Here is an 18921-nt window from a genome sequence, read left to right as displayed (position 1 = left end):
AACACGGAGAACCGGTCGAAAAAGCTCTCCGTACATGATTTTTCGGTCACTTTTCGTCCAATGACGCTGTAGGTGCCTGGAAAATTGCAACTTGCCGCGGCTGCACGACAAGTTGATCGGAGCATCCCTAAGTGAATTAGGAGTGTCACCCATGGTATTTATTGCAATCAGTGGCTTTTATCCAGAGCCCAACCCAGACGACTCTTTGCAGTACAAGAAAAGCGTCCCACAAGAGTTAGAGCCAGCAATACTCGCTGCAATGGGCTGGACCACCCTGGGTGATGTCCCTGAGGGAGAGCATGAACTAACGCCAGATCAATCGATCGCGGCTATGGCGATACTGGGTGACCCCTTGAATAGTGAGTTGGTTTACTTCTTAGGACTTCGCAGCAGTCTGCTTTAGGTGGGTACCAACGTCTCCCCGCCAACTTTTGGTGTCACCGTCTATAAGGTTGAACGCGAGACGCTGTTGCAGCTTGCCCGTACCTAATCGGTATTGCCCCTCGTTCCAGGGTCAACGATGCAACACATACTGGCCGCTGAAGCGGACGGCGTCTTCTTCGCCGTCCGTATTGATGACCCGGGTTTGCAGTGTCAGGCGCGCGCGGCTATGGCGTGTGTACATGCTCAAAAACGTGTTCCATGCTGCCTCGTTCGGCGCATCGCACAGCACAATCGCGTCCTGCGTGACCGGCAGCGGGTAGCTGATATGGCCCTCCTGAATCACGATGTGCCCGTCTTCAATGCCTGCTTCACGTAGCCTCAAATGCAACCAGCCCCAGCCCGCCAATACCGCGCCGCAGTACAGGCTGCCGCCAAACATGGTGCTCTTGTGGTTGATGTTGGCACTCAGCGGCAACTGCAGGCGCAGCTGCCGGTCATGCCAGCCGAGGACTTTGAGGCCCATTTCGCGGGTCAGCGGGATGTCGTGGTGGAGGATGGATTCCAGGTAACGACTGTCGCGGTTCATGCAGGCCTCTTTGGTCAAATCACTCAAGTTCATCGGGGTTGGCGTGGCTGCCGCTTTCAAAGTGCAGGCCGTACTTGCGCAGCTTGTCGTGCAAGGTTTTGCGCGGCACGCCCAACGCTTCGGCCAGGCTGCGCATGGAGCTGTGGGAGCGTTCGAGTTCGGCCATGATCAGGCTTTTCTCGAAATGCTCGACCTGCTCGCTCAATTTGCCTGAACCTTCAAGGCTAGACGATGGCGGGGCATCGGCAGACTCATTGTCCAGCGCCAGCTCAAGCCCCAATGCAAAACGCTCGGCGACGTTTTGCAGTTCGCGTACGTTGCCCGGCCAGGCGTGTCGCAGCAGCAAGCTGCGTTGTGCAGGTTGCAACACGTTGTGGGTCAGGCCGTGGCGGGCACTGGCTTCGTCTGCAAAGTACTTGAAGAGCATCAGTACATCGTCGCCACGCTCGCGCAACGGGGCGATGCGCAATGGGGCAACGTTGAGCCGGTAATACAAGTCGGCGCGGAAGCGGCCCTGATCGGCGGCCTGACGCAGGTCTTCCTTGGTGGCAGCAATCACGCGGATGTCCAGCGGGATCAACTGGTTCCCCCCCAGGCGTTCGACGACGCGCTCTTGCAGCAGGCGCAGTAACTTGACCTGCACGTCCAGGCTCATGCTTTCGATTTCGTCGAGGAACAGCGTGCCGCCATTGGCAAATTCGAACTTGCCGATCCGGCGCTTTTGCGCGCCCGTGAAGGCGCCCGGCTCGTGGCCGAACAACTCGCTTTCTACGACGGATTCGGCCAGCGCCCCGGCGTTGATTGCCACAAACGGGCCGTCGCGGCGGCTCGACAAGTCGTGCAACGCCCGGGCGACCACTTCTTTGCCGGAGCCGGTCTCACCCAGAATCAGCACGTCGGCCTTGGTGGCAGCCAGTGCGCCGATTTGCTCGCGCAGGCGCAACATCGGGGGCGAGAGGCCGACCAGCCGCGTACTCAGTTGCTGGCGGTCACTCAGGGCCATGCGCAGGCTGCGGTTGTCCAGCACCAGCGCGCGTAAGGCCAGGGCGCGGCGCACACCCTCCAGCAAAGCGTCGCTGGCAAAGGGTTTTTCCAGAAAGTCGTAGGCCCCGGAGCGCATGGCTTGTACCGCGAGGGGCACGTCGCCATGGCCGGTAATCAGCAACACCGGCAGTTCGGGGTCCTGGGCGTGAAGTTCGGCCAGCAGTTCAAGTCCGTCCATGCCGGGCATGCGGATGTCACTGACCACCACACCCGGCCAGTTGCGCTCGATGCGCCCGGCAAGGCCGGTGGCTTCGGCCAGCGGCAGGACGTTCAGGCCTGCGAGGTCGAGGGTTTGATACAGCGCTTGACGCAGGTGCGGGTCGTCATCGATCAGGATGACCTGGACCTTCTCGTCGATGGGTTGGCTCATGACCTGGAATCCTCTGAAGCTTGCAGGCTGACGCCCGGCGCGCCTGCGCGCAGTCGTAGGGTAATTAAGGCGCCGCCTTCCTTGTGGTTGGCAAACAGCAATTCGCCGCCAAAGGCTCGAATCAGGGTGTCGCAAATGGCAAGGCCCAGGCCTAGCCCCTGGGTTCGGGTTTTGGTTGTGTAAAACGGCTCGCCAGCGCGGCCCAGCGCCTCCATGCAGAAACCCGGCCCGTTGTCGCGGATGCACACGGTGACGCCTTCCGGGGTGGATTCGGCACTCAACCACAACCGCCTCGGCGGACCTTTTTCGGTCAGCGCGTCGAGGGCATTGGCCAGCAGGTTGCCCAGCACTTGGCGCAGGCGTGTTTCTCCGGCTTCAACCCAGAGCGTGGCGGCAGGCAAGTCGCGAATCAACTCGACTTCCATGCTGCGCCGACGTTTGGCCAGTAAGGCCAGCGCGTCATCCAGCGCAGGTTGCAAGGCGACGCTTTCCGGGGCATGGCGATCGCGCCGCGCAAAGGCCCGCAGGTGAGCAATGATCGACGCCATGCGCCCAGTCAGCTCGTTAATCAGCTTGAGATTGCCGCGTGCGTCGTCGATGCGTTGGTGGTCCAGCAAGACCTCGGCATTTTCGGCGTAGCTGCGGATGGCGGCCAGCGGCTGATTCAACTCGTGGCTGATGCTCGCTGACATGGTGCCTAGCGCAGACAGCTTGCCGGCCTGCACCAGATCGTCCTGCGCACGTACCAGTTCTTGTTGCGCATGTTCGCGCTCCAGCACTTCTTCGCGCAGGCGCCGGTTCAGCCCTTCAAGGTCGCTGGTGCGCTCTGCCACGCGCATTTCCAGTTCGCGGCGGGCCTTGGCTTCAAAGGCGATGCGCTCCATGTAGTGACGACGACGCTGCATCATCAAACCAATCAGCAACATCACCACCAGCAGCGTGGCGCCACCGATGGCCAGCACAGTGCGTACCGGGCGGTCGATCAAGGTGCGCGGGGCGAGGATGTTGACGCTCCAGCCGGTTTCGTCGATGCCCTGGGTTTGTACCAACCAATTGCTGAGGTTCAGATTCAGCGGCTTCGGGTCGCGGGTCGGGTAGGGCAGGATGGCAAAGATCGACTGCTGCTCTTGCGGTGTCAGTTCGCGGGTGGCCCTGAAGCGCCACTCCGGGCGCGAGGTCAGAATGACCACGCCATTGGGGTCGGTGACCATCAGTTGTTCCGGCGTTTGCCCCCACAGGCGCTCGGTGTGGTCGAGGTCGACCTTGACCACCAGCACGCCGATTTTCTTGTCACCCTCGACGACGGGCGCGGCAAAGAAATAACCGCGTTTGCCGGAGGTGGTGCCCAGCCCGAAGAAACGCCCCAGTTTGCCGTCCATCGCCTCACTGAAATAAGGGCGAAAGGCGAAGTTGCGGCCGATAAAGCTGTCTTGCTTGTCCCAGTTAGAGGCGGCCAGCGTATCGCCGTGGGCATCCATCAGGTACATGACCTCGGCCCCTGTCTGGGTGCTGATTTCATTGAGCAACTGGTTGGCGTGGCTGAGAATTTGCGGGTTTTCCGGGTCTGCCAGCAGGGCGCGCAGGGCAGGCAGTTCACCAAGGATTTGCGGCAGCACTTCATAGCGATGCAGCGTGCCCAGCAGGTTGGCGACGTAGAGATCGAGGGTCTGGCGATTTTGCCCGGCCAGTTCACTGCGGTAATAACGCTCGGCCAGATGCTGCAACGGCCACAACAACGGCGCCAGACACAAGGCCAGTAATGCGAGGCTGCGCCAGCGAGGTCTGCGAGGCACGGGAGGGGTTTTGATCATGTTGAAACTACGCCGCAAGAGTACGGCGCAGTATACCTGCGGTTTTTAGCTATCCGCGTCCGATGTTTAGCCTTGCTCGGCCATGCACTCGCGCAGCGCCGTGTGCCAGTCGGGCTGCGTAACGCCCCAGTCAGCCGCCAGCCGACTGCAATCAAGTCGTGAATTAAGCGGACGTTTGGCAGGCGTTGGATAGGCGCTCGAAGGGATGGCTTCGAGCACGGCGCATGGCTTGTCCAGCGCCAGCAACTGTTCACCGATGGCCTGGGCGAAGCCGAACCATGATGTTTGGCCATGGGCCGTGAGGTGGTAAACGCCCCAAGGGCCAGGGTTGCCTGCTTGCCAGCGCTCAATCAAGGCCCGCGTGCTGTTGGCAATGGTGCCCGCCCACGTAGGCGCGCCGATCTGGTCCGCTACGATGCGCAGTTCCGGTTTTTCTTGCAGCATGCGCTGCATGGTCAGCAGGAAGTTTTTACCGTGCGAGGAGTAGACCCAACTGGTGCGCAGTGTCAGGTGCTGACACCCTGTCGCGGCAATGGCTTTTTCACCCAGCAACTTGCTGTGGCCATAGACGCTCAACGGGTTGGTTGGGTCGTCTTCGGTATAGGGCGATTCTTTACTGCCATCAAACACGTAATCGGTGGAGTAATGAATCAGCGGGATGCCCAGTGCCTGGGCTTCCTCAGCGAAAATACCGGGCGCTGTGGCGTTGATCGCATTCGCGGCGTCGACGTCGCTTTCGGCCTGGTCCACGGCCGTGTAGGCGGCTGCGTTGATGATCAGATCAGGCGCATGTGCCCGCACCTGCGCACGGATTTGCTCAGGCTGACTCAGGTCCAGTTGATCGCGACCCAGCACGATCAACTCGCCCAAATCGGCCAGACGTTTTTGCAGCTCCATGGCCACTTGGCCGGTTTTACCGCTGATGAGAATTTTCAATTCAGGCGAGCCCATGGTCATGCAATCAGGTCTTTGGGTTCTGTAGAGCCTAGACGCTCGCCCTGATAGCTACCGTCCTGAACGCGTTGGCACCATTCAAGGTTGTCCAGGTACCACTGCACAGTTTTGCGCAAACCGGTTTCGAAGGTTTCTTCCGGCACCCAGCCTAGCTCGCGCTCGATTTTGCTGGCGTCAATGGCGTAGCGCTGGTCGTGGCCCGGACGGTCCTTGACGAAGGTGATGAGGTCTGCGAAGTGTGCCACCCCAGCCGGGTGCTGAGGTGCCAGCTCTTCAAGCAGGGTGCAGATACCACGCACCACGTCGATGTTCTTCTGCTCGTTATGGCCGCCGATGTTGTAGGTCTCGCCCACCACGCCTTCGGTTACGACTTTCAACAGGGCGCGGGCATGGTCTTCCACATACAACCAGTCACGTACTTGCAGGCCATTGCCGTAGACCGGCAGCGGTTTGCCCGCCAGTGCATTGAGGATCACCAGCGGGATCAGTTTTTCCGGGAAATGGAACGGCCCGTAGTTGTTCGAGCAGTTGGTCAGCAACACCGGCAAGCCGTAGGTGCGGTTCCAGGCGCGGACCAAGTGGTCCGAAGCGGCCTTGCTGGCCGAGTACGGCGAGCTTGGCGCATACGGAGTGGTTTCAGTGAACAGGTCATCCACGCCATGCAGGTCGCCATACACTTCGTCAGTGGAAATGTGGTGGAAACGGAACGCACTTTTCGCCGGTTCTTCAAGCGTGAGCCAATAAGCGCGCGTGGCTTCCAGCAGGCTGTAGGTGCCAACGATGTTGGTCTGGATGAAGTCCGACGGGCCGTCGATGGAACGGTCAACGTGGGATTCGGCCGCCAGGTGCATGATCGCCTCCGGCTGGAAGCGCTCAATTACAGCGCTGACGGTGGCCTGGTCGACGATATCGGCCTGCACGAACTCGTAGCGGGTGTTGGTGGCAATGCTGTGCAGCGATTCAAGGTTGCCGGCGTAGGTCAGTTTGTCGAGGTTGAGGACCTCGTGCCCGGTGTTCTGGATCAGGTGACGGATCAGAGCTGAACCAATAAAACCGGCGCCGCCGGTAACTAAAATGCGCATGTGGATATCCCTTATTCCCTGACGGTGTACAAACAATTGGCGCATAGCTTGTGGGGATGCGCGGAGCGGTGCAAGTGCTACTGAGCAGGTGAGGGAATGAATGAGGCAAAGGGTTAAGGCATTTATCCTGAATTTATCGATATATATCGACCTAAAAACCAATTTAAACGTACCGATCCTCTGAAAACGTTTTAAAAGTAGATATTTGTCGGCTATAAGAGGGCTGCGTGTTGACGTCCGCCCCACCGGACGTCCACTGTTCTGTGATGGCGGGCCGTGCGCTGGCTCAACCCAACCTCGACGGATTTTTGGAGCCCTGATTTCAATGACCACTCTTTTGCACAGTTCGCCCCGCGCAGACGGTTTTTACATGCCGGCCGAATGGGCGCCGCACACCCAAACCTGGATGATCTGGCCCGAGCGCCCGGACAACTGGCGTTTGGGTGGCAAGCCCGCTCAGGCCGCGCACGCCGCTGTGGCCAAGGCCATTGCGCGCTTTGAGCCGGTGACGGTCTGTGTGTCGGCCGGTCAGTACGAAAATGCCCGTGCCCGCTTGGATGTGCCGAATATTCGTGTGGTCGAGATGTCCAGCGATGACGCCTGGGTGCGTGACAGCGGGCCGACCTTCGTCATTAACGACAGCGGCGAAGTGCGCGGCGTGAACTGGGATTTCAACGCATGGGGCGGTTTTGAAGGCGGTCTGTATGCGCCGTGGAACCGCGACCAGCAGGTGGGCAGCAAGGTGCTGGAAATCGAGCGGTGCCCGCGTTATTACACCGAGCGTTTCGTGCTCGAGGGCGGCTCGATTCATGTCGATGGCGAAGGCACGCTGATTACCACGGCCGAGTGCCTGCTCAATCGCAACCGCAACCCGCATTTGTCCCGCGAAGAAATCGAAGACGTGCTGCGCGCCAATTTGGCAGTGAGCAAAATCATCTGGCTGCCGGACGGTCTGTTCAACGACGAAACCGACGGCCATGTGGATAACTTCTGCTGTTACGTGCGCCCCGGTGAAGTGTTGCTGGCCTGGACCGACGACGAGCGCGATCCGAACTATGTGCGCTGCCACGCGGCGATGAATGTGCTGTTGACCAGCACCGACGCTAAGGGCCGCCCATTCGTGGTGCATAAAATGCCGATTCCGGGGCCACTGTATGCCACCCAGGAAGAGTGCGATGGCGTCGACAAAGTGGTGGGCAGCCAGGACCGCCACCCGTCGCAGCGACTGGCCGGTTCTTATGTGAACTTTTTGATCGTCAACGGCGGCATCATTGCGCCAAGCTTCGATGACCCGATGGACGCCCAGGCCAAGGCCATCCTGCAAGACCTCTTCCCGCAACACGAAGTGGTGATGGTGCCGGGTCGCGAGTTGTTGTTGGGTGGCGGCAATATTCACTGCCTGACGCAACAACAGCCAGCGCCCCACAAGGCCTGATCCAGACGCCTTGTAGCTTTGTTGAATGAATAAAAAGCCCGCCGTTTGCAATAACGGCGGGTTTTTTGTTTCAGGTCAAAAAATGAGTCCGTAATTACGCGTATAAATTTTGTAAAAGAGTTTGTTAAAAATCTTGAAAGGGAGCCATGCCGGGCATGTCGCGCTACTCGCGGCGATGTTCTGTCACACACCTTGAGTACATTTGCCGCTCAAGTACCTGGAGAGCGCTGTCATGAACGTATTTTGCGAGCGGGGTTCGCGACCACAACCTGTGAGTCACGAGTCGCTTGTCGTTCTGGCCAATTGGTTTAAACGCAAAGGACCCTGCAACCAGCCAGGCCAGTCTACCTATCAACTTCTTCGCGAACGCTACCCGGCCGGGTTGTTCAGCGAGGCAGAACTGGAGGCCCTGTCGGGTGTGTTGATGAGTTGAAACGTTGACTGTCGCCGCTGGCGAGGCACGAGACCGCGAAGGCGATGCCCCAGGCAACCCCGCGTTACTCGCCACGGTTACAGGTTCAACGTTTAGAAGCTGTATTTGCCAGTCACCACCAAGCTGCGGGGTTCGCCGGGCATGATTTGCGAACCGCTGGTGGCGGACGCGTAATAGTCGCGGTCAGTGAGGTTGGTCAACGCGCCGCTGACCTCCCAATCTTTTTCCCGATATCCCGCCAATGCATCCCAACGGCCATAACCCGGTAGCACTACAGTGTTCTGGTTATCGGCATAGCGCTGCCCCACCAGCGTCAGACCTGTTTCAGCGTACCAGCCCATTTCCGGTTTCCAGGTCAGGAACAGACTGCCGTTGCGCTTGGCCACACCATTGATGCGCTTGCCTTCAAAGCCGTTGTTGTCCTTGACCACGGTGGCGTCCTGCACGCCGACACCCCCGCGCATGTACCAGTTGCCGCCCAATTTGCCGCTGGCCGTCAGCTCGATGCCCCGCGAACGCTGCAAGCCTGACAGCAACGTGATTTCCGGGTTTTCCGGGTCTTTGGTGCGGCGGTTGTAAAGCGCCAGTTCGTAGACCGCCAGCGTGGTACTCAGCCGCTCGTTCAGCCAGTCACTTTTCACGCCGATTTCTTTTTGCTTGGTCAGCTCGGGGCTCAGGTCATTGGTGTTGCCCGATGCACCCGGCGTGATGCCGATCAAACCGCCGCCCACCGGGGAGAAGGTTTTGGTCCACGAAGCATAGAACGCGTGGGTTTCCAGCGGCGTCCACACCACCCCAAGGCGCGGGCTGGTGCCGTGACTGTTACGGGTTTGCGAAATGCTTTTCAGGTTGCTGGTGGTGTCGACTTCAAACCGGTCATGGCGCAAACCGGCCAGTACCTGCCATTGGTCGTTGAGGCGGACCTGGTCCTGTACATACAGGCCCTGACTTTCGACTTCAGTGTGGTTGTCACTGGACAGCGCCATCGGGCCTGTCGGGCGAAGGCGGCGATCCGGGTTGTACAGGTCCACGCCGGGCACGCCCTTGGCACTGTAAAGCTTGGGGTCACGGCGCTGACTGCCCAGCTCCAGACCGGTCAGGAGGCGGTGTTCCAACCCGAACGTATCAAACACACCTTCCAATTCGAGGTTGTTGAAGACGTTGCGGGTGGTCATGTCTTGCTGCCAGCTCTGGCGGTTCACCTTGCGGGTCTTGGCGTCGTAGCCGGTCAGGTAGGTGTTCTCGAACTGGCTGTCGAGCGTGAAAATGCCCAGGGTGTGGCGCAGTTGCCAGTTCCCGTTCAATTCATAGGTGAGCCGTGAACGCAGGTTTTGGGTCTTGTCGTCGATGAAGTCGTTCTGCCCGCCATACGAAGTACCCCGGCTGACATCGGCAGGCCGTCCGTCAACACTCGGGATCCCGCGATCCGGGGTGCGGTTGTAGCGACTGTATTCGTACTGCACCAACCAATTGAGGTCCGGGGTGATTTGCCAGCTCATCGACGGCGCAAACAGTTGGCGGTTGCCGCTGACATGATCGCGGAAGCTGTTTTTGTCTTCGTTACCCATGTTCAAGCGCAGGCTGAGGGTGTCGCTCGGGTCGGCGCTGAGGTCGGCATACAGGCTGCGAAAATCGTCTGTGCCTCCTTGCGCCTGAATGCTGGACGGGCGCCCGTATTGAGGCATTTTGCTGATGCGGTTGACGATCCCGCCCTGACTGCCGCGGCCATACAGCACGGCGGCCGGACCTTTGAGCACTTCGATGCGTTCAATGTTGTGCAAGTCGCGCACGTACTGGCTGTCGTCGCGAATGCCATCGAGGTAAAAGTCGTTACTGGCGTCAAAGCCGCGAATGCGCAAGCTGTCGAAGCGGGTGTCCGCCGTGCTGCTGACGTTGGGAATGCCGCTCAAGGCCTGGCCCAGCGTGTTGATGCCGTAATCCATCAGGTTGCTGGTTTTGACCGAATCAATGGCTTGCGGCACATACCGCGGGGGTGTTGAGGTACGGGTCGCGGTCGTGACCTCTTTGACCCGCGGGTCATCGAGGTCGGTTTCGGTGGCATTGACCGAGGTTTCGGGAAGGGTGGTGGCAGCGCTACTGAATCCGACGTACAGGCATGCACACAGCCCCAATTTAAAGGGCGTAAAGCGGCAGAGGGAACGCATGGTTGAGAAACTTCCGTGAAGGTTAAAGCGAGTATTATTTTCTAGGTCGCGGATGATAATGGTTCTTGTTGGTATCTGTTTATCATTACCAGTTGCTTCAGCGGAAAGTTTGTGTCTGAATGTTGCTGTATCGATTAACCCGTAGTAAACACTGGATCTGAACGATTCACGAAATACACTAAGCACCCTTTCAGCGTTTTTTCAGGGCACGTCTCGGCGCTAGGCTTGCCACCTGATGTTTACCTCGCTTGAGACTGTTCATGACCGCTGCTACGACCTTGCACTACATCTACGACCCCCTGTGCGGATGGTGCTACGGCGCCAAGCCATTGATTGACGCTGCCCGTGCCATTTTGCCGGTGGTCGCCCACAGCGGCGGAATGATGATCGACAGTCATCGGCGTCCGGTGTCCGCGCAGTTGCGTGACTATGTAATGCCCCATGACAAACGCATTGCCGAGCACACCGGGCAGGTGTTTGGCGACGCCTACTTCGATGGCTTGTTGCGCGACACCAGCGCGGTCTTCGATTCTGCGCCGCCCACCACGGCTGTCTTGGCCGCCGAGCAATTGGCCGGGCGCGGTCTTGACCTGCTGGGGCGTTTGCAGATTGCTCACTATGTCGAAGGGCGCCGGATTGCAGATGAAGACGTGCTGATGGCCGTGGCGGCGCAAATGGGCCTGGATGTGCATGCGTTTCTCGCGGCGTATGACGCGTGCAACGGCGAGGTCACGCGCGCGCACTTCAAAGCCAGTCGCAGGTTACTGGCCGATGTGGGCGGCCAAGGGTTTCCGACATTGGTGCTTGAGCGTGAGAGGCTGTATCAGGTTGTGGATATAAGCCCTTGGCTGGGCAACCCGCAGGCCTTCGCCCAATGGCTGCGACAACTGGCCGCTACTGGTGCCCATAAGCCTTCCAACTCGGCGCCAGCCTGCGGTCTGGATGGGTGTGCGGAGTAATACCGGGCGTGGTGGCAATGGATCGCCTGACATTCAACGGCGATGGAAGTTTCATCAAATTGACACCCGGATGTAACGGCGGATAGGATTCCTGCCAACGCCTGTGGCTATAAGCCATACACCAACTCTTCGAAAGGCCAGCATTGTGTCTTTGTGCCGGCCTTTTTTGTTTATGTGAAGCAACCACCACTCAATGTTTCAGCTTGAAACCCACAGCGCGCCTTTATCCAGCAATAAGGAAAATAATATGTTGAACAAACGGATAGGTCTTCTCGCGTTGGGCGTACTCAGTGCTACCCAGGCCATGGCTAACGATCAAGCTGACGCAAAAGGTTTTGTAGAAGACAGCCATCTGAATGTGCTGGCGCGCAACGCCTACATTAGCCGCGACTACAAAAACGGCGTAGACCGCAAAGCCGAGTGGGGCCAAGGCTTCCTGGGCACCTTCACCTCCGGCTTCACCCAAGGCACCGTGGGTGTGGGTGTGGACGCTTTCGGCATTTACGCACTGCGTCTGGGCAGCGAGGGTAACCTCAGTGGCGCTGGCGGTATCGATTTCTTCAAGGTTGGCGATAGCGGCAAAGCGGCCAAAGACATTGCCAAGGCCGGCGCTGCGGTGAAGTTCCGCGTCTCCAACACCGTACTCAAGTACGGCGACCAGATGCCTGCCTTGCCGGTGCTGATGTACGACAACTCGCGTCTGATGCCAGAAAGCTTCACCGGTACGTTGTTGACCTCCAAAGAAATCGACGGCCTGGAACTCAACGTCGGTCGCTTCACCGCCGAGTCGCGTAAAAGCGCCGACGCCCGTGACAGCGGCGACCTGAAAAGCATCAACGTGTTCGGCGGTAGCTACAAGTTCACCGATAACTTCTCCGCCTCGTTGTACGCCTCCGACATGGAAGACGTGCTGCGCAAGCAATATCTGGGCATGACCTACGTGCTGCCGCTGCAAGACAAACAGTCGCTGACGTTTGACTTCAACGGCTACCGCACCCACGTCAACTCCGATTACGCGCGCGATGTGCTGGAAGTCGACGGTCAGGACAACAAAATCTGGAGCCTGGCGACCACCTACGCGTTCGGCGCTCACTCGTTGATCTTGGCGTACCAGCAAAGCACCGGCGAAATCGGCTACCCCTACGGCGGCTACCGCAACGCAGGCGGCGTGGGCGACGGCGGCAACACCATCTTGCTGGCCAACTCCTACTGGTCCGACTTCAACGCCAAAGACGAGCGTTCGTGGCAGTTGGGTTATGGCTTCGACTTCGGCGCTGTGGGCATTCCGGGTCTGACCTACAACATCGCTTACGTGCGCGGCAGCAACATCGACGACGGTTCCGACCGTGGCCGTGGCACCGAGCGCGAAATCTACAACCAGGCCAAGTACGTCGTGCAAAGCGGCCCGGTCAAAGACCTGAGCGTGCGTGTACGCGGCTCATGGTTGCGCGTGTCGAACAACGCCGACCAGTACAACAAAGAAGGTAACGAGCTGCGCATCTTCGTTGATTACCCGATCAACGTATTCTGATGCCGCCGGCCTGCGCTGCAGGCCGAACCGCTGAACGAAAAACGCCCCGAGCCGGATCACCGGTCGGGGCGTTTTGGTTTTCAGGGCTGACAGAGAATCGGTTGATCGCGCCACTGGCGCCAGGCCTGTTCCAGACCGCTGCCGTGGCTGGCGCCGGGCACCACAACCGATTGCAGGCAGCGTGCAGCGCCCAGCGCGTGACGGTAGCGAACGAGCAGCCCGGGCGGCACGATTCGATCATCGCTGCCCACAAAATGCCGCTGGACGATCCGGGTCAAACGCTGGCGCCTGTCCAGTGGCTCAAGCGATCCGGTCAGCGGGCTGAGCTGTTGCAGCGCCACCCACTGACGCGGGCTGAGGTTCCCGGCCAGCGTCTGCACCTGCGCCACATCCTCGCGCTGGCTGGCCAGCAGCAACGCTAACGCAGCGCCGCCCGAATACCCCACCAACTCAAAGTCCTGATTGCCCAGCCGTGCCTTGATCTGATCCAGCGCCTGATCGAGGCTCGACAACACCTCGGGGCTGAAACGCCGATCCGTCCACATCAGTGGGGTGCATGCGCGGGCGCTGACAAACTGACACGGACGCGCCAGGTACACACTCGGCACGGGATCGCTGAATGCAAGGCGTGCCATCATCAAGTCGTGAGGGCTGGGGTCCAGGCTTGGCTGACGGGGCGTCGCCCACGCATGGCCGTCGCCTTCCAGGTACACGCGAATGCGCGACGAAACGGGCGCTGGCGAGGGCAGGGCCAGCATCAAGGGAAAATTCGGGGTGTGGATAACATCAAGCCGTTGCTGCTGGCGTGATGCCTGTTCCTGCAACGCCTGAAGTGGCGTCTGACAACCGCCGAGCAGGGCGCTAAACAACAACGCCATGCCCAACGGCCAGACACCCACCCGCGAGCGCGGGTTGGGGCCTGAAGGCTTCATCAGAAGTCGTAACGCACTTTGGCCGAGAAGGTATCGGCGTCGAAACCTGATTTGCCGACATAGTCGTAACTCAGGCCCAGCGTCACGGCACCCAGGCGGTAATCGGCGCCTACACCGGCTTCATAGCTGTTGCGCACGGCGTTGGCACCGCTGGTCACGAACGGCGTATTACCGAGGGTGAAGGTCGAGGTGCTGCTGGCTTCATCCGCGGCAAAATCGTGGAACGCCATCAACTTGGCTTGCGGCGTCAGTGTGCCCTGGCCCAGCGGGTAGCTGGCAGCTACGCGAAAGCCTGCGCCCAGTTCTGCCACTTCGTAGCGTTGATCCTTGACCTTCAATGCAGCCGACGAGCCTTTTTCGCGGTAGCCGTCGATATCTACCAGGCTGTAGCGCGCAGCGATGCGTGGCTCGATCAGCAGGTCGGGCGTGATGTGGTAGGTGTAACCGCCCACCAGGTTCACGCCGAACAGGTTGCTGTCGTAGTCGGCTTTGGCCTTGGTGTTACCGATGCTGCGCTGGCTGTCGTTGTCGTTCATGCCGTAGGTCAGCGCCGCGTCAACGAAGTAATTGCCTTGCTCAAAACCGCCGTACAGGGTGAATGCATGGCTGTCGACTTCGGTTTTGCTGCCCGCTTTGCCGTTCACATCGGTGTTCAAGTAGCTGTACGCCAGACCCAGCGTCAGCTGATCGTTGAGCTTGCCGTCTGCGCCGACCGCGATCCCGCGGCTGTACGCATTAAACCCGGCCACGCCATCGCGCATGTCCTGATTGGCATCGCTGTACAGGGTTTGCACCCATACGCCGGTCTCTTTGAGCGTGTCGCCAGACGACAGGCCGCGTCCGCCGCCGGTACGGTTGCCCGTCACGTTACTGATCAAGGTTTGGCTGGTGGTCGCCGCCTGGGTGGCGCCGCCGTTCACATCTGGCGCCAGTTGTTCTGCCAGTTTTTTCAGCGCTTCAGGGTTGTTGGAAGCGTTGACGTAGTGCTGAAACAGCGGGTCTTGCGGGCTGAGCTGTGCCAATTGGCGGGTGACTTCGGTGAACGCCGCGCCAGCCTGTTGTGCGTTATGCGAGCCGCCGATGTCAGCGATCACATTGCCGACTTCAGCCGCGCCTTTGGCAGTGACCTTGCTTACGATCTGATTGTTCTCAACCACGTAGCTGTCGACATTCAGCAGCGACGAGCTGCTGGTGACGCTCAGCCCGTTGTCTTGCAGCTCGTTGGCTTGCACCAATGTGTAAGTGGTGCCCTCTGTGCGGAAGTCGTTGCCTTTGGCGGCCAGCTGAATCTGCGAACCTTTGCCGAATTCGGCTGTGCCGCTGACGGCCAGCACAGGGCGGCGGGCATAGGTGGCAGCGCTCAGGTTCAGCCCCAGCGACGAATTACCGGCCACGTACAGGTTGCCATCCAGCGTGGTGTGGGGCAGGCCGAGGTCCAGGTGCGCGGGCGACGACGTGCTGCCGACATCCACCCAGCCATTATTTTTCATGCGGATGTTGGCGCCGTCTGCCGTGGTGTCGGTGCCTGTGAACGCAGCGTTACCGGTCACTTCGATCATGCTCAGGTCGATCAGGTTACCGGTGGTCTTGCTGCCGTCGCCCAGTGTCAGGTAAACACGGCCGTCGCTTTCCGAGGCATCTACCGCTTCGTCTTGAGACAAGAGGGTGCCGTTGTTGACCACGTTCAGCGCGCCGCCCTGATTGACGCCATCGATATCAAAACCGCCGATTACAATGGCGGCATCTTGTGCCTGAATCACGCCGTTGTTGACGATGTGGGCTTGCTCGCTGGCGAAACTGACACCGTCGGCACGGATGCCTTCAGCATCTTCGCCGGTGGCAATGATAGTGTCGTTGTTCTCGATGCCGCGCACATCAGCGCGGTCATTGATGTTACTCACGCCGTTCCAACGTTCGGAACTGGTCACATCGATGGCAGTGCTGCCTTCGCCGGTGACGTGAATCAGCCCGTTGTTGATAAGACGGCCATCCAGTTGCCCGCCTTCCATCTGAAAGGCTTTGGCGCCTGTGCCTTCGGCGATGATCTTGCCCGAGGCGGTGTTTTTGAAATCACCGTTGATATGCGTCGAGCCAGAAATATACGCAGCCCGTGAGACGTCACGGTCGTCCTCGCCCACATCCGGTTCGCCTTTAGCGCTCAACAACCCTTCGTTGATGACATCACCGCCCACCACGGCCGGATCAATCAACCACGCGGTTGCGCCATTGCCTTGGGAGCTGACACTGCCTTTATTGATCAGGTTGCCGCCGATCGTATTGTTGGCCCACATCACGTCACCGTTCGACGGGTTGGGGTTGTACCAACTGTCCATGTCGATGCCGCCACCCGAGCTATGGGTTGAGGTAATGGTGGCGTTGAAGACCAGGTCTTTGGCGAAGTCGGAACCTAGGATATGAAGCGCCTCGACGCCCTCTTGAGAGTGGTTCATCGACCCGGTGATTTCGACGTTTTCGCTGAACTGCTGGCGTTCAAGGGTCATGCCAGCATCGGTCAGTTGCAGCGTTTGCGCTTGAACAGGCAGGGCACAGGCAGTGATGGCGAGGGCAAGCAGGCTTTTACGGAATAGAACAGAGGACACAAATTCTTCCTTAAACATCGGCTGATAATCCAGGCGCTTCCGTGCATGTGCTTTTTCAAAGCGAATGATGGCTAAGCGCCATGCACGCAAAAGCGCGGCGATATTAAAGGAGATGATGGCTAATTAACACTAGTGGATGATGTCGACCCTTCACTGAGGGTTTGAGAGGGCAGGCGACCGTTGATGAAGCGCTCGGCATCGACGACAGAGGGGGAAGCACGGAATGAGTTCCGGGACTTTTTTCGGCACAAACAAAAAAGGCCCACCTTGCGGTGAGCCTCTTTCGGTGTTTAGTATGGTGCCGGCACCAAGAGTCGAACTCGGGACCTACTGATTACAAGTCAGTTGCTCTACCAACTGAGCTATACCGGCGTTATGGGCGACGAGTATACCGGGATGTTTTGGCTTGTAAACCCCTGATATCAGACTATTTTCACGGAATCTGCTGCAACGCTGGCGCCATCGGGGTTGCGGGTGTTTTTAAAGCGCTCGCATGGCCCCAAAAGATCAGCAAATTTGGGCATTACGCGTTGGTAAATCCCAACTCAAATAACGTCCCGCTGTCGTCGCTGCTGACCCGGACTTCGCCGTCGTGCAAGCGCATGATCGAGCGCACGATCGCCAGCCCCAAACCACCCGAGTCCCCCGGTTCTGCTCGCGACGGGTCGATCCGGTAGAAACGGTCGAATAATTTGTTCAAGTGCTGCGGTTCGATGGTCGGCCCGGTGTTGTGTACGCCGATCCAGCAATAACCCGGTTCATCCCGTCGCAGCAAGCTGACGGTTGAACCCGGCTCGGCATGGCGCACGGCATTGGCCATCAGATTGCTCAAGGCCCGTTGTAGCAAGTGCAGATCCGCCGTCAGCATCCCGTGGAGCTGGTTGTCCAGGCGCAGTTGACGGTCCTCGGCCAGGGCATCGAAGTAATCGCACAGCTCTTCGCCCACGTCCCGCAGATTCAACGGGTGAAGGTGCAACGGACGTTGCCCGTGTTCGGCGCGGGCGAGGAACATCAGGTTTTCGGCCATGCGGTTCAGGCGTTCGTACTCTTCGATGTTCGAGGCCAGCACTTCCTGATATTCCGCCGGGCTGCGCGACTGGTTCAGCGCCAGGCTGTTGCTGCCCAGCAGGTTGTGCAGGGGGGTGCGGATCTCATGGGCCAGATCAGCCGAGAACTGGGACAGTCGCTCAAAGCTGTCTTCCAGTCGCGCCAGCATGGCATTGAGCGCCTGCACGGGTTCTTTGAGTTCGGTGGGTACGTTATCCACAGCCATGCGCTGGTCTAGGCTGCGCGGGTTGATGCCGCGCATGGCCTGCGCCAGTGTGTGCAACGGTTTCAGGCCACGGCGCAACAGCAGGCCGCCCAGAGCAAAGGCCAGCAACGTGCCCAGCCCGATGGCGACGTACAAGTTCAGGCGATAGCGGGCGAGGATGTGCTCGCGCTCTTCCAGGCGTTTACCCACCATCACGCTCAAGGTTTCGCCCGCAGGCCCTTGCGCCATGCCCGCCAACAGCACGGTGGCATCCAGGGTCTGGATGTCGGCCCGCTGTGGCGCACGGTCTTTGGCGATGGGCGGCAGCGTGGGCAGGGCTTGTCGATGCGGGTTGATGGCGATGACTTGCCCGCCATCCTGACGTTTTACCAGCAGCACGCTGTCCTGATTGCCCAGCATGTTCTGGTACAGGCGCGGGCGTGCTTGCAGGGCTTCGAGGCTGTCACTGTCGTGGAGCAAGGCGCGCATCTGTTCGAGTCGCCCGAGCAGGGCCTGATCGTCCCGTAGCGCCAGTTCCGACGCCAGCGAGCGATACAGAAACACCCCGATCACACTCAGCACCAGCGCACAGGTCAATGCAATCGCCAGCGCCAGTCGCCAGGCGATGGATTTACTCATCGGGCGCTTCCAGTTGATAACCGACGCCGCGCACGGTGTGGATAAGTTTTGGCATGTAGGGATCGTCGACCTTGGAGCGCAATCGGCGCACAGCGACTTCGACCATGTTGGTGTCGCTGTCGAAGTTGAGGTTCCAGACCTGCGAAGCGATCAGGGTCCGTGACAGCACTTCGCCCTGACGGCTGGCCAGTAAATGCAACAGCGCGAATTCTTTGTTGGTCAGGCTGATGCGCTGGCCGCCCCGGCTGACGCGACGGCGCAATACGTCGATTTCAAGGTCAGCGATGGTATAGGACTCGGCTTCACGCATCGGACCACGGCGCAACAGGGTGCGCACCCGTGCCAGCAGTTCAGCGAAGGCGAAGGGCTTGAGCAGATAGTCGTCGGCGCCCAGCTCAAGACCGCGCACGCGATCCTCGATGGCGTCTTTGGCCGTCAGGAACAACACCGGTGTGGCGCCACGCTGGCGGATCAATTGCAGCAACTGCCAGCCATTGAGCCCCGGCAACATCACATCAAGAATCACCAGGTCGTATTCCTGCTGCTCGATAAAGTAACGCCCGTCCAGCCCGTTCAACGCCACATCCACTGCAAAGCCTGATTCTTTCAGGCCCTTGGCCAGAAAATCCGCAGTCTTGGCTTCGTCTTCCACCACTAACAAACGCATCGCACACCTCGATCAATCGTCTGCACAGGCTAGGCGCCTTCGCGAGTGTTGCCTATTACAAACTTGTAATCCAACTG

The 18921-nt window shown here is 59.4% G+C and carries 15 protein-coding genes and 1 tRNA gene; 5 read left to right on the top strand and 11 right to left on the bottom strand.

What is annotated here, in order from left to right:
* Window positions 1–151 precede the first annotated feature (151 nt).
* Entirely contained in the window at window positions 152–403 is a 252-nt protein-coding gene (locus tag HBN61_RS13030; protein WP_094993232.1) for a pyocin S6 family toxin immunity protein, read from the top strand.
* A 111-nt stretch (window positions 404–514) separates the two neighbouring features.
* On the opposite strand, the gene HBN61_RS13025 is transcribed toward HBN61_RS13030, so the two are convergent.
* The 5 genes from HBN61_RS13025 to rfbB all read right to left on the bottom strand — a co-directional run bounded on the left by HBN61_RS13025 (window position 515) and on the right by rfbB (window position 6231).
* Complete coding sequence (locus tag HBN61_RS13025; RefSeq protein WP_170046917.1) at window positions 515–970, bottom strand: thioesterase domain-containing protein; 456 nt, start codon at window positions 968–970, stop codon at window positions 515–517.
* Window positions 971–989: 19 nt separating this feature from the next.
* On the bottom strand, window positions 990–2384 hold the full coding sequence (locus tag HBN61_RS13020; protein WP_169964591.1) for a sigma-54-dependent transcriptional regulator: 1395 nt from the start codon (window positions 2382–2384) through the stop codon (window positions 990–992).
* Window positions 2381–4195 (bottom strand): sensor histidine kinase, encoded by a 1815-nt coding sequence (locus HBN61_RS13015; RefSeq protein WP_170046916.1) that lies wholly within the window; start codon window positions 4193–4195, stop codon window positions 2381–2383. The genes HBN61_RS13020 and HBN61_RS13015 overlap by 4 nt, the downstream gene beginning before the upstream one ends.
* 66 nt (window positions 4196–4261) lie before the next feature.
* The gene (gene rfbD / locus HBN61_RS13010) at window positions 4262–5146 is read right to left on the bottom strand and encodes a dTDP-4-dehydrorhamnose reductase (protein WP_170046921.1); all 885 of its coding nucleotides are present in this window, start codon (window positions 5144–5146) and stop codon (window positions 4262–4264) included.
* Window positions 5147–5148: 2 nt separating this feature from the next.
* Window positions 5149–6231, bottom strand: coding sequence for a dTDP-glucose 4,6-dehydratase (gene rfbB / locus HBN61_RS13005; protein WP_094993229.1), 1083 nt, complete (start codon window positions 6229–6231; stop codon window positions 5149–5151).
* A gap of 325 nt (window positions 6232–6556) precedes the next feature.
* Between rfbB and aguA the strand changes: the two genes are divergently transcribed.
* Both aguA and HBN61_RS12995 read left to right on the top strand, forming a co-directional pair.
* On the top strand, window positions 6557–7666 hold the full coding sequence (gene aguA / locus HBN61_RS13000) for an agmatine deiminase (protein WP_169964587.1): 1110 nt from the start codon (window positions 6557–6559) through the stop codon (window positions 7664–7666).
* A 232-nt stretch (window positions 7667–7898) separates the two neighbouring features.
* A complete protein-coding gene (locus HBN61_RS12995) occupies window positions 7899–8099 on the top strand; it encodes a hypothetical protein (RefSeq protein ID WP_094993227.1) in 201 nt (66 codons plus the stop codon).
* A 92-nt stretch (window positions 8100–8191) separates the two neighbouring features.
* On the opposite strand, the gene HBN61_RS12990 is transcribed toward HBN61_RS12995, so the two are convergent.
* The gene (locus tag HBN61_RS12990; RefSeq protein ID WP_170046915.1) at window positions 8192–10264 is read right to left on the bottom strand and encodes a TonB-dependent receptor; all 2073 of its coding nucleotides are present in this window, start codon (window positions 10262–10264) and stop codon (window positions 8192–8194) included.
* A gap of 260 nt (window positions 10265–10524) precedes the next feature.
* On the opposite strand from HBN61_RS12990, the gene HBN61_RS12985 reads away from it, so the two are divergent.
* Both HBN61_RS12985 and HBN61_RS12980 read left to right on the top strand, forming a co-directional pair.
* Window positions 10525–11223, top strand: coding sequence for a DsbA family protein (locus HBN61_RS12985; protein ID WP_094993225.1), 699 nt, complete (start codon window positions 10525–10527; stop codon window positions 11221–11223).
* Window positions 11224–11470: 247 nt separating this feature from the next.
* Window positions 11471–12754 (top strand): OprD family porin, encoded by a 1284-nt coding sequence (locus tag HBN61_RS12980; protein ID WP_094993224.1) that lies wholly within the window; start codon window positions 11471–11473, stop codon window positions 12752–12754.
* Window positions 12755–12834: 80 nt separating this feature from the next.
* On the opposite strand, the gene HBN61_RS12975 is transcribed toward HBN61_RS12980, so the two are convergent.
* The 5 genes from HBN61_RS12975 to HBN61_RS12955 form a co-directional block, all read right to left on the bottom strand.
* Entirely contained in the window at window positions 12835–13686 is an 852-nt protein-coding gene (locus tag HBN61_RS12975; protein ID WP_262373528.1) for an alpha/beta hydrolase, read from the bottom strand.
* Complete coding sequence (locus HBN61_RS12970) at window positions 13686–16286, bottom strand: autotransporter family protein (RefSeq protein WP_346266458.1); 2601 nt, start codon at window positions 16284–16286, stop codon at window positions 13686–13688. The genes HBN61_RS12975 and HBN61_RS12970 overlap by 1 nt, the downstream gene beginning before the upstream one ends.
* A 296-nt stretch (window positions 16287–16582) precedes the next feature.
* A tRNA-Thr gene (locus HBN61_RS12965) sits at window positions 16583–16658 on the bottom strand.
* Between the two features lie 151 nt (window positions 16659–16809).
* Window positions 16810–18177: a heavy metal sensor histidine kinase gene (locus tag HBN61_RS12960; protein WP_170046914.1), complete on the bottom strand. Its 1368-nt coding sequence runs from the start codon at window positions 18175–18177 to the stop codon at window positions 16810–16812.
* Window positions 18170–18844, bottom strand: coding sequence for a heavy metal response regulator transcription factor (locus tag HBN61_RS12955; RefSeq protein WP_094993222.1), 675 nt, complete (start codon window positions 18842–18844; stop codon window positions 18170–18172). Before HBN61_RS12955 ends, HBN61_RS12960 begins: the two co-directional genes overlap by 8 nt.
* Window positions 18845–18921 lie beyond the last annotated feature (77 nt).

It is taken from the genome of Pseudomonas sp. WS 5071, from assembly GCF_012985765.1.
GTDB classification, from domain to species: Bacteria; Pseudomonadota; Gammaproteobacteria; order Pseudomonadales; family Pseudomonadaceae; genus Aquipseudomonas; species Aquipseudomonas lundensis_A.
This window is presented reverse-complemented; position numbering and strand designations above follow the sequence as displayed.

What these genes read in the sequence shown, in the direction of transcription:
- HBN61_RS13025 (WP_170046917.1), bottom strand. Translation starts at nt 970, where the DNA reads ATGAACCGCGACAGTCGTTACCTGGAATCCATCCTCCACCACGACATC.
- rfbD (WP_170046921.1), bottom strand. Translation starts at nt 5,146, where the DNA reads ATGGGCTCGCCTGAATTGAAAATTCTCATCAGCGGTAAAACCGGCCAA.
- HBN61_RS12995 (WP_094993227.1), top strand. Translation starts at nt 7,899, where the DNA reads ATGAACGTATTTTGCGAGCGGGGTTCGCGACCACAACCTGTGAGTCAC.
- aguA (WP_169964587.1), top strand. Translation starts at nt 6,557, where the DNA reads ATGACCACTCTTTTGCACAGTTCGCCCCGCGCAGACGGTTTTTACATG.
- HBN61_RS12975 (WP_262373528.1), bottom strand. Translation starts at nt 13,686, where the DNA reads ATGAAGCCTTCAGGCCCCAACCCGCGCTCGCGGGTGGGTGTCTGGCCG.
- HBN61_RS12955 (WP_094993222.1), bottom strand. Translation starts at nt 18,844, where the DNA reads ATGCGTTTGTTAGTGGTGGAAGACGAAGCCAAGACTGCGGATTTTCTG.
- HBN61_RS12980 (WP_094993224.1), top strand. Translation starts at nt 11,471, where the DNA reads ATGTTGAACAAACGGATAGGTCTTCTCGCGTTGGGCGTACTCAGTGCT.
- HBN61_RS12985 (WP_094993225.1), top strand. Translation starts at nt 10,525, where the DNA reads ATGACCGCTGCTACGACCTTGCACTACATCTACGACCCCCTGTGCGGA.
- HBN61_RS13030 (WP_094993232.1), top strand. Translation starts at nt 152, where the DNA reads ATGGTATTTATTGCAATCAGTGGCTTTTATCCAGAGCCCAACCCAGAC.
- HBN61_RS12990 (WP_170046915.1), bottom strand. Translation starts at nt 10,264, where the DNA reads ATGCGTTCCCTCTGCCGCTTTACGCCCTTTAAATTGGGGCTGTGTGCA.
- HBN61_RS13020 (WP_169964591.1), bottom strand. Translation starts at nt 2,384, where the DNA reads ATGAGCCAACCCATCGACGAGAAGGTCCAGGTCATCCTGATCGATGAC.
- HBN61_RS13015 (WP_170046916.1), bottom strand. Translation starts at nt 4,195, where the DNA reads ATGATCAAAACCCCTCCCGTGCCTCGCAGACCTCGCTGGCGCAGCCTC.
- rfbB (WP_094993229.1), bottom strand. Translation starts at nt 6,231, where the DNA reads ATGCGCATTTTAGTTACCGGCGGCGCCGGTTTTATTGGTTCAGCTCTG.
- HBN61_RS12960 (WP_170046914.1), bottom strand. Translation starts at nt 18,177, where the DNA reads ATGAGTAAATCCATCGCCTGGCGACTGGCGCTGGCGATTGCATTGACC.